The 12,931-nt window shown below is 37.4% G+C and carries 10 protein-coding genes; 4 read left to right on the forward strand and 6 right to left on the reverse strand.

The window, feature by feature from the left end; translation table 11 throughout:
* Window positions 1–11 precede the first annotated feature (11 nt).
* Window positions 12–1,397, forward strand: a complete 1,386-nt coding sequence (locus V0410_RS22080; RefSeq protein WP_227943975.1) for an OmpP1/FadL family transporter — start codon at window positions 12–14, stop codon at window positions 1,395–1,397.
* A 101-nt stretch (window positions 1,398–1,498) separates the two neighbouring features.
* On the opposite strand, the gene V0410_RS22085 is transcribed toward V0410_RS22080, so the two are convergent.
* The 4 genes from V0410_RS22085 to V0410_RS22100 form a co-directional block, all read right to left on the reverse strand.
* Entirely contained in the window at window positions 1,499–3,151 is a 1,653-nt protein-coding gene (locus tag V0410_RS22085) for a RagB/SusD family nutrient uptake outer membrane protein (RefSeq protein WP_330745646.1), read from the reverse strand.
* Window positions 3,152–3,161: 10 nt separating this feature from the next.
* A complete protein-coding gene (locus tag V0410_RS22090) occupies window positions 3,162–5,900 on the reverse strand; it encodes a SusC/RagA family TonB-linked outer membrane protein (RefSeq protein ID WP_330745647.1) in 2,739 nt (912 codons plus the stop codon).
* Window positions 5,901–6,177: 277 nt separating this feature from the next.
* Window positions 6,178–6,906, reverse strand: a complete 729-nt coding sequence (locus V0410_RS22095; RefSeq protein WP_330745648.1) for a ZIP family metal transporter — start codon at window positions 6,904–6,906, stop codon at window positions 6,178–6,180.
* Entirely contained in the window at window positions 6,906–7,631 is a 726-nt protein-coding gene (locus tag V0410_RS22100) for a class I SAM-dependent DNA methyltransferase (RefSeq protein WP_202838539.1), read from the reverse strand. Before V0410_RS22100 ends, V0410_RS22095 begins: the two co-directional genes overlap by 1 nt.
* 137 nt (window positions 7,632–7,768) lie before the next feature.
* Between V0410_RS22100 and V0410_RS22105 the strand changes: the two genes are divergently transcribed.
* Window positions 7,769–8,935 (forward strand): THUMP domain-containing class I SAM-dependent RNA methyltransferase, encoded by a 1,167-nt coding sequence (locus V0410_RS22105; protein WP_227943971.1) that lies wholly within the window; start codon window positions 7,769–7,771, stop codon window positions 8,933–8,935.
* A 19-nt stretch (window positions 8,936–8,954) separates the two neighbouring features.
* Entirely contained in the window at window positions 8,955–9,377 is a 423-nt protein-coding gene (locus V0410_RS22110) for a branched-chain amino acid ABC transporter substrate-binding protein (RefSeq protein WP_330745649.1), read from the forward strand.
* A 308-nt stretch (window positions 9,378–9,685) separates the two neighbouring features.
* Here the strand turns inward: V0410_RS22110 and V0410_RS22115 are convergent, their stop codons facing one another.
* On the reverse strand, window positions 9,686–10,492 hold the full coding sequence (locus V0410_RS22115; RefSeq protein ID WP_330745650.1) for an AraC family transcriptional regulator: 807 nt from the start codon (window positions 10,490–10,492) through the stop codon (window positions 9,686–9,688).
* A gap of 199 nt (window positions 10,493–10,691) precedes the next feature.
* Window positions 10,692–11,705 (reverse strand): SDR family NAD(P)-dependent oxidoreductase, encoded by a 1,014-nt coding sequence (locus V0410_RS22120; RefSeq protein ID WP_330745651.1) that lies wholly within the window; start codon window positions 11,703–11,705, stop codon window positions 10,692–10,694.
* Between the two features lie 208 nt (window positions 11,706–11,913).
* Here V0410_RS22120 and V0410_RS22125 point away from each other — a divergent pair, with 208 nt between their 5' ends.
* Window positions 11,914–12,918, forward strand: coding sequence for a glycosyltransferase (locus V0410_RS22125; RefSeq protein WP_330745652.1), 1,005 nt, complete (start codon window positions 11,914–11,916; stop codon window positions 12,916–12,918).
* Window positions 12,919–12,931 lie beyond the last annotated feature (13 nt).

The raw sequence follows: 12,931 nt of genomic DNA on the forward strand, positions 1-12,931 counted from the left end.
CTTTAGTATTAATGAGTATTTCTGCTGCATTTTATGCACAGGCTCAGGATGTTTCTGTCATAAGAAATACAGTAGAGGTTTATTCAAGTACTCCTATGGTGGGATCAGCTAAGTTTAATGCGATGGCTGGTGCTAATGGTGCGCTGGGAGGTGATGCGAATTCTTTGCTTACCAACCCTGCAGGTTTAGGAGTCGCTATTTCAGGAGAGGTTTCAGGAACTTTATCTATTTTAGGAAATAAAAACACCAGTTCTCTGGCGGGATCTTCGATTGACTATAGCAAAACCAAAGGAGATTTAGGGAATGCCGGAGGGATCATTGCTTTTCCTTTGATGACAGAAACCGGCTGGAAATTCATCAATATTGGTATTAATTTTTCTAACCAGACGCTGGATAATGTAATCCAGACGCCGGGTAATAATAATATCGTTTATGCTTTTGATAAGGATGATATTACCAAAGACGCGGCATTGGCAGGGCATATGTATGAAAGATACGGTAACCTGTCAAAGATGAGTTTCGGGGTAGGTGCCAACTATAATCATAATTTATATTTAGGAGCAGGTTTCAATTTTTTCAATGCTTCATTGGATCAGTATGATAGTTTGTTTTACCGAAATCTGACCAATAATTCCACAGAAGGATTCAGTAAGCAGGATACTCCTTATTCGGAAAGATCATCAGGTTTTTCTGCTTCATTAGGGGTAATCGGTAAGCTAAGTCCTAATTTCAGATTGGGAGCATCTCTTGAAACGCCTACATTCTGGACAATAGACAGAAATTATTATTTCTATAACGATCCTGTGTATGGAGATGATATGGGAGCTGAAAACAGAAAGTTCACTTCACCGCTTAAAGCAACAGTGAGTGCTGCTTTTGTAGCGAGTAAAAATTTCTCATTGAACGTAGATTATACCCTTGGACTTACAAAGCCTGATTACAAGGTATATGGAGGTGCGGAAAGAGCTTTGAATGATTTCTTTAAAGAAAACTACAAAAATCTATCTGAAGTAAGAGTAGGAGCGGAGTACAGAGTACAGCAGTTCAGATTGAGAGGTGGTTACGCCTACCAGTCAACTCCTTTTGATGCCCTTACGATCAGCAGATTTAATGATGCAGGTACTGTAGGAGATCAATCATACAGCAATATGATGCTAAGTGACAGAAATACCCTTTCTTTTGGTATCGGGTATGACTTCAAATCATTCTATGTAGATGCATCTTATCAGAACATCTCATCTAAGTATACTAATCCTTTCATGAGAGGATATATGGATGGAAATTCTGATTCATCTTATTATTCTGCTAATAACATCTTTGAAAGTGATGCGTATGCGGCAAGTGAGGTGAAAAACAACAGAAATAATTTCTTCCTTACAGTAGGATGGAAATTCTAAGTTAAGATATCAAAATATATAAAGAGAGGCTGCCCATATTCAGGACAGCCTCTTTTTTGTTGGTTTGAAATTTTTGAATGCTGTTGATTTCCGTATTATTCTTAATCCGGATTCTGCACCAGGTTCGGCTGGATCTGGATCTGCTGTTCCGGAATATATTCTACCACTCTGTTATGGGTATAAGGTACTGTATAAAAAGCATTGCTTCCGCTTAAATGAGTTCCGGGATATTGTCTGTCGAGATCCAGTTTGTTTCTGAAGACATCGTATCTTCTATGCCCTTCAAAAGCCATTTCCAACCTTCTCTCCTGTAGAACAATGTCCAGAATAGTCTGCCCTGCAGGGACTGAATTATATACAGGTATTCCTGCTCTTGTTCTGATAGTGTTTATGTCTGCGAGTGCTGAGGCAGTATTTCCTTTTTTCGCATAGGCTTCAGCTCTGTTCAGGTATAGTTCTGCCAGTCGTACAATAACCGGCGACCATAACTGAGGAACCCCTTCCTGTAATGAACATTTTAAAACATAAAATTTAGGATATCCGTTTCTTTTATCCATATCATTATCAAGGTAGACATAAGTTTTCCCACCGTTTGCGTTAACAAAATAATAGTTTGTTTTATTAGGTGCTGCTTCAGATAGTACCTGATAATTGATATTATTCATGGTAAAATAAGTATTTCCATTCTGCTGGAAGGTTTTTTGGAACTGATAGCTGTAGGTTGCGGCGCCGGATGAGCTGGTTCCTTTTTGCACCCAATAGGCTACAGGAACTGCCGGACTGCTGTATTTTGGGGAAATAAACTTCAGCCTTGCGTCCTGAGGGTTCTGATTGATAAGATCCAGATAAGAGGAAGAAGCATACATTTCACCCCAACCTACATTCTGTATGGTGGCATACATAGAACCTATTGTATACCAGCCATCGCTATAGTCTCCATCTTTATTATATTTAAATGCAAAAATGGTCTCTGTATTGGTTTCCGGAGTTTTGGTGGCATAAGCAGGTAGTTCTGCTTTGGACAGAAGCGTATATTTTCCGGAATTGATGACTTTATCTGCATATTCTATCGCTTTATCATTATTTTCCATGTACAAGTAGACTCTGGAAAGTAAAGCCTGTGCTGCTTCTTTGGACGCGTATATGTTATCTTTATCTAGGGTCATCAGTTTTTCAGCCTTTAAAAGATCACTTACCACCTGATTATATATTTCTCCTACCGTGGCTCTTGCAGGCAAATCGTTGACATCGTCAGATAGTTTTAAGGGTACTCCGGGATTACCTGTTCCCTGATTATACGGTCTTCCAAAGACGTTGACCATAGAAAAGTATACATAAGCTCTCAGGAAATAATTTTCGCCTATCAGCTGATCTGTTTCTGTGTCTTTTCCTTCAGCAACCTTTGAGATCAATCTGTTGCAACCGATGATAGCTTTATATCCGGAGTTCCAGATGATATTGGTGCGGTAATTATTTTTAATGCTTTTATAATTATAATAATAAAAGAATGAATCGCTGGTCGTTCCGCTTATATCGACATTATCACCACCATATTCACTGATCCTGTACAGATTGTTATAAAAGCCGCCACCGTCAGCATCACCTTTAAGCAATGCATAATTTCCTAAGGTGATAGTCTGCAGTCCCGTTGCGTCTGCCAGAACCACATCAGACTCTTTTGAATCATATGGCGAACGGTCTATGTTGCATGCCGTTAACGATATTATAAGAATGGGAATAAGTATTTTTTTCATAATTATTTTTTTAGAAAGTAAAGTTTAAGCCTAATGAAAATCTTCTTGGAATAGGGTAGATAGCTCCTGCATTGCCGGAATAGACACTTTGGCTATCTGCATTACCAACTTCCGGATCTACTCCGGAGAATTTGGTGATGGTGAATAAATTTTCACCCATAATATAAATATTAGCTGATTTTATTTTCATCTTTTCTGTTAGAGATGCCGGAAAATTATATCCTATTCTCAGTGATCTTAATTTGACAAAGCTGGCATCTTCAAGATAACGTGAAGAAGGCTTATTTGTTAATGAATTATTGTTGTATACAGCAGCCGGATGGGTTGCGATATCTCCAGGCTTTTCCCATCTTGTCCATCCGTTTTCCAAAACCATCTGGTTGTAATATGGATAGGCACCGTCTGAATCAAATAATTCCCTGTACGAGTTATATACTTGCCCACCCTGTGAGAAATAAAGATTTGTGGCAAGGTAAAAATTTCTGATAGTAAGATTAGTACTTACAGAGCCGTAATAATCTGGTGTGGCTGCTCCTACTACCTGTACGGTAGCCAGGTTATATTTTGAGGTTGCACTTCTGCTTCCGTCCGGGTTGATTACTTCCCATTGTGCTTCACCATTGTCCGGATTTACCCCCAGCCACTTTCTCATATAGAAAGAGTTAACGTCATACCCCGGTATGGCTACATGGTAATTACTTAATACTTGTGTGCCATTATTTCGGGTCGACAGTACATTGTTTTTATAAGTACTGATATTGAATCCAAGATCCCAGCTGATATCTTTTGAGCGAATAATGGAGTAATTTACATTGAATTCCCAACCTTTGTTTTTGACATCACCAATGTTCAGATACTGTCTGTCAACCCCTGTCAGTGATGGAAGGGTAACAAGCATCAGTAAGTTTTTTGTTTTATTGTTAAAATAATCAATGTTTAAAGTCAGTCTGTTGTTAAATGCTCTGATATCTGTACCGATATTATTCTGATAGATAGATTCCCAGGTGAGTCCAGGGTTTCCGAGTTGATACCATGTTGCTCCTATCTGTCCGTTATATTTCTGTGTAAGACTGTAGAGATCCTGCCATCCATAATTGGGGCTTGGAGTATTTCCCACAAGACCCCTGCTCGCTCGTAATTTCCATTCATTAATAGGTTCTATCTTGAAAAAGTTTTCTTTATGAATATTCCATCCTACACTGTAGGCATAGAATAAGCCGTTTCTTTTATTGGCACCGAATGCAGAAGATGATTCGTTCCTTAAAGACCCTTGAACGAAATATTTTTTATTAAACACATATTCAACGTTAAACAGAAAAGCATTATAAGCTCTATCTGATTTAGTTCCCGATGGTTTTTCACCTGTTGTGGCACCTGTGTTGAAAATATCTGTACCCGGTACTACCCCATAAACACCTGCTTTTGAGGCTTTGTAGAATCTGTCGGTATATTCATACGCGGCTAATGCATTGATATTATGATTTCCAAAATCTTTATCAAACCTCAGCATCTGGTTGAAAAATTTGCTGATATCTTTTTGATAGTTTTCTGTTAGTTCCCCCTTATTACTTGTTCCACTGATTGATCTTGGGTCGGTATAGTACATATCATCATAGTTTTTGTAGGTGACATTGTTTGTACTAATGAATTTGAGATAATCGGTAAACAGGATTTCAGCATCTATATTTCCTATGAGATCAAGCTGATTACTTTTGCCATAGTTCCATTGAAGGTCATACAGATAGCTGCTTTTATCTCTTCCATACCAATCTGTATAATCCTCATCCACCCGGATCAGATTTCCATTAGCATCTCTGGGATTGTCCCATGGCATATTAAGGTACATCTGATAAAGGGAAGCCTGAGTATCTTTTCCCGTGGTATATGATAAGCTGACTTTGGGTTTCAGTATCAACCAGGGCTTTATAGTTTGTTCATGATTAATTCTGAATGAAAGCCTGTTGTATTCATCTCCTTTTATTGTTCCGGTTTCATTATAATAATTTCCTGAAATATAGGTTTTGGAATGGTCTGATCCACCTTTGAAATCAATAGTGTAATTTTGTACAACTCCTGTCTGTGTACCGTCTTTCAGCCAGTTGTAGCCATCGTTTCTAAGAGTTTTTGGGATTTCAGGTGCTCCTTTTAATGAAGTAAAATAATCATACAGCTGCGTTCCGTTCATAAGCTTGAAGCGCCCGTTGTTAAACACATTAAAAGAATTATTAAGAGATGCACTTAATGTGCCTTTTCCTGAATTTCCTGATTTGGTAAACACCTGTACAATACCATTGGCAGCTCTGGAACCATACAGGGCTGTAGAAGCAGCATCTTTCAGGATGTTGATGCTTTCAATCTGATTGGGATCCAGATTGGGAGTATAGGGCATTACTACGCCATCCACTACCCAAAGGGCAGAACTGGGACCATTAATGGTGGAAGTACCCCTGATTTTTACAGTGGCTGATGAACCTGCAGCCCCGCCATTGGGCAAAATCTGGACACCGGCAGCTTTTCCCTGCAGAAGACCGGAAACGCTTGGAGTATTGGAATCCTGAAGTTTTTTGTCGGAAATAACAGAGATAGCGGCGGTAAGACTGGATTTCTTCTGTGCTTTGTAGCCGATAATTACAATGTCATCAATTTTTTTTTCTTCTAAAGAATCTGTTTTCTTTGTGACCTGGGCTGCCATAAAACCCGTCATTAAAAAAAAACAGACTGATGTCGTTAAGTTTTTTTGTTTTTTCATACAATTTTTAGATGATGGTAATATGGCTAATGTACGAAAAACAATGTATTGTTGTTAATAGTTTGTTAAAAAATGTTAAACAATATATTTTATTGTGTTTTTAAATGTAAATATTTAATTTTTGTTTATTTTTTAATGTAAAAAATTTTTTAAAAAACAATTTTTAATTTATTTGTCTAAAATGCTATTGAGTAAAGATCGACGGTATGATGGGGAAAAATGAATTATTAATACCGGCTAAAATGAAAAAGCTTCGAAATCCGAAGCTTTTTTATATTTAATGAGAATGAGCAGTGGGATGTTGATGGAAAACATGCATCATCAACGCGAGTGAAACTCCTAAAACAACCAGTCCGATTTTTACCCAATCAATATTGTGATTTTTATTGCTTTCAAAAATGATCACGGATGAGATATGAAGAAAAATCCCGCCTACAATAGCCAGGAAATAAGGCTGAAGGTTAGGATTGAAATAATTTCCTAATAACATTCCCATTGGAGAAGCCAGTGCGAATAAGGCTACAATGAGAATAGAAGGATAAGATGAAGAACTTTTTGATTCCCCCTTTCTGTTAAATAAAAATGCTCCCAGAATAAATGAGATCGGAAGATTGTGAAACACAATTCCCCAAAGGTAAGGCGACATTTCGTGTTGCTCGTTAGCTAAAGGAATTCCTTCAATAAAAGCATGAATGAATAATCCTACCATTAAAGCAACAGGAAGAATATTGTGTTCGCTATGATGATGAAAGTGCCCGTGTTCAAAACCTTTGGTAAGAGCTTCCAGGATCATCTGCAGCAGAACTCCCGCGATTACGAATATCCCAAGGCTGTTGCTTCCTGAAGAGGTATACACCTGAGGGAAGACTTCGTTGAGACAGATTGTAATCAAAAAACCGGCACTCAGTATCAATAGATTTTTGGCCAGCTTCTCTTTTTTACCAAAGTGTTTTCCAAGAAATACGCCTGTTACGACACTTAAAATCAGTAAAAGTACTGTTGTCATTATTTTTTCTTAAATAAATTGATGCAACGCGGGGAATTTTCTTTTTTAAATTCATTCAGCTGATAATCTCCCCAGATTTTTATTCTTTCAAACCCACATTCCGAAGCATAGGCATGAATGGCTTCCAAAGTATGGAGTTTTACTTTTTCAAAGAAATGAAACGGCTTACCGTCAGCCTCAAAACGGATGTCTTTGATGACGTGTCTGCCTTCGATTTTCTTTAGGATTCTGAACTCAATATTCCCTCTCGTGATCGTTGTTTCAGGAACTAAAGTGCTTCTTACAAATTCCTCATTCAGGTAGTCCAGTACAAAATATCCTCCTGGTTTTAAAGCATTGTAAACGGATTGAAATACTTTCTTATCATCATTTTCATTGTCAAAATACCCAAAACTGGTAAACAGGTTGAATACAGCATCCATAGGATCTGCATCAATAGGGTTTCTCATATCATGAACTTCAAAAAGCAGCGTTTGATTTTCATATTGTTTGTCGGATTCAATACTTTGTCTTGAAAGGTCCAGCCCCAAAACATCATACCCTAATTTATTAAGGAAAACAGAGTGTCTTCCCTTTCCGCAGGCAAGATCTATGATTTTCGACTGAGGCGGAAGCTGAAGATCCGCTGTGAGCTTTGTAATGAAGTTTTCAGCTTCAGTATAGTCTCTGTTGCTATAAAGCAAATGATAATAAGGGGTATCAAACCAAGATTCAAACCATTCCATAATGCAAAAATAACTAAATTTGTGCGGTTAAAAGCAAAGTATTTTACAACATTAAGAGATTGAAAAATTCAATTGGATAAGAAATTGAGTGGTTAATCTTTTAATTTTTAAAGCTTTAAATCTTTTAATACATACTTATGGATACAGAAAATATTAAAATACAGATAAAGACATTCTTCGGATTGGAGCAGATTCTGGCGGAAGAAATCAAAAAATTGGGCGGAAGAAATGTTGAAATTAAAAACAGAGCGGTAAATTGTGAAGGAGATCTGGGTTTTCTTTACAAGATCAATTATTCTGCAAGAACAGCATTGAAAATCCTGGTACCGATTCATGAGTTCAAGGCTTTCAATCAGCATCAATTCTATGACAGGTTGTTCAAATTTGAATGGGAGAACTTTATGGATGTTGATCAGTCTTTCTCTATTGATGCTACGGTCAATTCTGAAACGTTCAAGCATTCTCAGTTTGTGACTTTAAAAATGAAGGATGCGATCGTGGATTATTTCCAGGAAAAATTCAAAAGACGTCCTAATGTAGAAACGAGAAATCCGGATATCAAATTCCATCTTCATATTGACAGGGAACTGGTGATGATTTCAATGGATTCTTCAGGAGATCCTTTGTTTAAAAGAGGGTACAGGAGAGAACAGGGAGAAGCGCCTATCAACGAAGTATTGGCAAGCGGAATGCTTCAGCTGGCAGGCTGGGACGGAAAAGGTAATTTCCTTGATCCGATGTGCGGTTCAGGAACATTATTGATTGAAGCAGCAATGATTGCAATGGATCTTCCGGCTCAGATTTTCAGAAAAAGGTTCGGATTCCAGAACTGGAATAACTATGATGCAGACCTGTTTGCAAAAATTAAAGAATTCAGAATCAATAGAATCAGACAATTTGATGGAAAAATTGTTGGATATGACATCGATGCAAGAATGCTGAATGCGGCAAGAATGAACGTGGAAGCAGCGGAAATGGAAGATGTGATTGAGATTAAAAAACAAAACTTCTTTGATTCTAAAAAAGAGCTGTTCCCTTTATTAATGGTATTCAATCCGCCATACGATGAGAGAATTTCCATCAATGATGATGATTTCTACAAGAAAATAGGAGATACCTTTAAAACCCATTACCCCAATACATTAGCCTGGCTGATCTCTTCCGATCTGGAAGCGGTGAAGAAAATCGGTTTACGTCCTTCAAGAAAGATCAAACTTTTCAACGGAAAACTGGAAACAAGATTTTTGCAGTATGAAATGTATGAAGGAACGAAAAAAGTACATAAACTGGAAGAGAATAAGTAGGATTTAAAATAATAAACTGATGTTTTTAGATCTATTAAGCATAATTTTGGACGCATTGGGGTTGCTTAGCTCGGGCTCAGGCTTGTCAAGTTCAACCTCTGACAGAAAGAGTCTTAATTATAATGAAAAACCTCTAAAAAAGGAATCAAAAAGATCTAAATATTTTACTGAGAAAGTAAGTGCTGTAGCTTTGGCGTTAGCGGCATTTGGGCTTTTTATTGTTTTTAAAGATCCTTTACCGGTACAAAACTATACACAAACCTTAATAGTAGCTTCTTTAATAGGAATTGGTATTTCGCTGTTAGTGTTTTTTATTCTCTATGTTTTGGAACTTTATTACTTTAAAACCCTGTTCAAATTACTTCTTTTCAGTTGCTCAGTAATCACTTTTTTTGTTTCGGCAGTATTATATATCTACTTTAGATCGGGATTTTTTATATAATAGGACAAAATAGTATGAAGGAACGAAGAAAGTTTATAAATTGGGAGATAATAAATAATAACCTCTGAGATTAGAAATGTCCTGGAATTTTTTTGACATATTTGATGTAATTTTTGATTTACTAGATCTGTTGGGTTCTGGATCAAAATCGTCACGTTCAAAATCACCTTCAAAACCTGAAAGAAAAGCCCTAAATCATAATATAATATCTCAAAAGAAGGAATCAAAAGATCCAGGTAGTTCGCAGAAAAAATAATTCCAGTAGTAATAAAAAAAGGTTGTACCACATGAGTACAACCTTTTTGTTTTTATCGTGCCAGTGATGGCGCAAACCCATACTGTTTTTTAAAAGCATGCGAAAAATGGGAGAGGTCTTCAAAACCTACTTCCAGAAAAACATCGGAAGGCTTTTTATTTTTTTCGGATAAATGATAATAGGCCAGTTCAAGACGTTTTTGAGTAAGCCACCGCTGTGGTGTCATTTGAAAAATCTTTCTGAAATCTCTGTTGAAAGTAGATAAACTTCTTCCTGTCAGATATCCGAACCGTTCCAAAGGCATATTGAACATATAATTTTTTTCCATAAAATTGATCAGATCTACTTTTCCCGGCTCATCAAAATCGGCGAGTATGTAATCTATATCCGGATCAATTTCCCTTACAATACTGATCGCTTCAGTGATTTTTAAATGGGCAATATTCTCAGGAAGCGGACCTTCCATTTCAAAATAAGGTATGAGCGACGCAAGACAGCTGTTCAGAAGCGGATGACTGCTGAAACTATGAATGCTGGCTTTGTGATTTCCTGTTTTCCTCTGCTCATCAACAGAACTGTAAAAATTCTTCAGACGTTCTGTGGTAAGATGCATAACTACTGCTTTATGCGGAAGCCCGTCTTTAGGATAATTGATAATCGTTGCAAGATGGTTTCTTGGAATAAGGAAAATATCTCCAGCTTTGAAAACATAGGTTTTATCTGCCTGAATAATTTTCGTTTCTCCTGATATGAACCAAACCAGCATATGGTATTCAAAAACTGTTTCCGTTTTGAAGAGCTTGTCATCATAACTGGAAAGCTTGATATCCGGCGTAAGGTATTGTATCTGGAAATCCATTGTCAAAAGTTTTTCATTACAAATGTATTTAATATAATTTTACGCTTTGCCATTGATGAAGTCGAATCTTTGATTTCTGATGAAGGAAGAATCTCATGTATAGCTTAGATTCTTCATTTCATTACGTTACATACAGAATGAGCGTTATAATAATAAGATAGCAGGATTTGTAAAATTGTATATAATTGCCTAAAAACAGTTATTGGGTATCAAAGCTGAATCCCAGCATTTCTTCACTTAATTTCCATAAACGGGCAGCATTGTTTTTGTCGATGGAATAAGGTTGTACCCCGCGAATTGTAGCCGGTTCATCAAATCTGTGCTCAATTTGCCCTCTGTCTACCTCTGCAATATCACAGTTTTCACAATACACTCCGCCAATTCCGTTAAGTTGAGGCGTCACAGCACACCAGACTGTAGTAGCAGCCCCTTGTGGAATGGTTTTTAATCGGGCTTCAACTTCAGGTTTTATATTTCCGTTTTCGTCATGCGTTCCAAGCTGTTTAAAAAGCTCAACAGGTTCTTCTCTGCCCAGATCAGTACCATATACAGAACCGGGATGGAGAGAATAAGCTCTGATATTGAATTCTTTTCCTTTTTCATCGAGTTCTACGGCAAACAGATTACAAGCTGTTTTGGATTGTCCGTATCCGGAAAGGGTATCGTAATCTCTTTCCTCAAAGTTGGGGTCTTCAAAGTTAAAAGGAGCCATCTGATGTCCATACGAAGAAACACTGATAACTCTTGCTCCATTTGCTTTCTTCAGAGCCGGCCATAATTTTGAGGTAAGATGAAACTGTCCAAGGTAGTTCGTTGCCAGTTGAGATTCAAAACCTCTGCTGTCCCTGCGGAGCGGTACCCACATAATCCCGGCATTATTAATAAGAAGATCCAGTTTTCTGCCTGATGAGACAAATCTTTCTGCAAAGGCATCAATGGATGCCGGATCCATCAGATCCATTTTTTCAAGTTTGATATTTTCAATTCCTGTAAGATTTTTTCCTGCCTTTTCAATATCTCTTGCAGGAATAATGACATGGGCTCCGGCTGAAGTAAGTACTTTTGTAGTTTCAAGACCGATTCCTGCATAGCCACCGGTAATGATCACTGTTTTTCCGGTAAGATCAATTCCCTGAATAACTTCCTTTGCTGTTGAATAAGCATTAAAGCCTGACTGAACGGGTTGCTGTAATGTGCTGATAATGGGTTCCATTTTTTGTTGGTTTAAATTTCTATAGCAAAATTAGGAGGGATTCCGGACGTTTATTTTGTTTAAAATGCCAAATTACTTGGTTCAGAATTTCATTGGTAAAATGCATACAGTGAGAAGAATACAAGGTAACTTCGTTAATTTCTCTGAATAAGCTGTTAAACTGTTTGTAGGTTGTTCTGCGAATAAGTAATTTTGAAAAATTTTCAATTTGAAGCCTACTATTTCTATTGTCGTTGCCATTTACAACCGAAAAGATGAACTTTTTGAGTTGCTGACTTCTCTTACTCAACAGACAGATAAGGAGTTTGAGATCATCATCGTGGATGACGGTTCTCTGATCGATCTGAAACCTACTATCAAAAACTTTGAACAGGGATTGGATATTAAATATTTCAGAAAAGATAATTCAGGGCCGGGACTGACAAGAAATTACGGAGCAGCAAGAGCCGCTAACGAATGGCTGGTATTTGTAGACAGTGATGTGATTGTTGAAAAAGATTATATTGAGCATATTAAAAATGATATTCTGACCATTCCCTGTGATGCGTTTGGCGGGGCTGATAAAGCGCATAAAGGATTTAATCTGATGCAGAAAGCTATTTCGTATTCCATGACGTCTGTATTTACTACCGGAGGAATAAGGGGAAGTAAGAAAGCGGTTTCGAAATTTCAGCCCAGAAGTTTTAATATGGGGGTGAAAAAAGAAGTCTTTAAAAAAGTAGGCGGATTTTCCGAAATGAGAATTGGTGAAGATCCGGATCTTTCCATGACCCTATGGGAAAACGGTTTTACTACTGCTTTTTTTGATGATATCGCTGTATATCACAAACGTAGGGTTGATTTTGGAAAATTCTCCAAACAGGTCTATCAGTTTGGCTGTGCAAGACCGATTCTTAACCAGAGACACCCGAATTATGTAAAGATTTCCTTTGCTTTTCCTACTTTATTTATGCTGGGATATGTGATGGGCTTTCTGGAGTATTTTATTATGGGAAGAGGAATCATCCTTGCCTTTTATGGATTGTATACCTTTCTGGTGTTGTTTCACGCTTTATTGCTGACAAAAAATATTAGTATTGCCGGAATGGCAGTTATTTCCACTTATATTCAGATGTTTTCTTACGGATACGGATTCTTAAAGTCCTGGGTTTTGCTGAATGTTTTCAGAATGAAGCCCGAGGATGCTTTTCCGCATCATTATTATAAGAAATAGCAGGGATCATTAC

The sequence above is a fragment of the Chryseobacterium sp. CP-77 genome, from assembly GCF_036362765.1.
GTDB classification, from domain to species: domain Bacteria; phylum Bacteroidota; class Bacteroidia; order Flavobacteriales; family Weeksellaceae; genus Chryseobacterium; species Chryseobacterium cupriresistens.

Excerpts from the sequence above, each read along its gene's own strand:
- V0410_RS22080 (WP_227943975.1), top strand. The coding sequence starts at position 12 with ATGAGTATTTCTGCTGCATTTTATGCACAGGCTCAGGATGTTTCTGTC.
- V0410_RS22085 (WP_330745646.1), bottom strand. The coding sequence starts at position 3,151 with ATGAAAAAAATACTTATTCCCATTCTTATAATATCGTTAACGGCATGC.
- V0410_RS22090 (WP_330745647.1), bottom strand. The coding sequence starts at position 5,900 with ATGAAAAAACAAAAAAACTTAACGACATCAGTCTGTTTTTTTTTAATG.
- V0410_RS22095 (WP_330745648.1), bottom strand. The coding sequence starts at position 6,906 with ATGACAACAGTACTTTTACTGATTTTAAGTGTCGTAACAGGCGTATTT.
- V0410_RS22100 (WP_202838539.1), bottom strand. The coding sequence starts at position 7,631 with ATGGAATGGTTTGAATCTTGGTTTGATACCCCTTATTATCATTTGCTT.
- V0410_RS22105 (WP_227943971.1), top strand. The coding sequence starts at position 7,769 with ATGGATACAGAAAATATTAAAATACAGATAAAGACATTCTTCGGATTG.
- V0410_RS22110 (WP_330745649.1), top strand. The coding sequence starts at position 8,955 with ATGTTTTTAGATCTATTAAGCATAATTTTGGACGCATTGGGGTTGCTT.
- V0410_RS22115 (WP_330745650.1), bottom strand. The coding sequence starts at position 10,492 with ATGGATTTCCAGATACAATACCTTACGCCGGATATCAAGCTTTCCAGT.
- V0410_RS22120 (WP_330745651.1), bottom strand. The coding sequence starts at position 11,705 with ATGGAACCCATTATCAGCACATTACAGCAACCCGTTCAGTCAGGCTTT.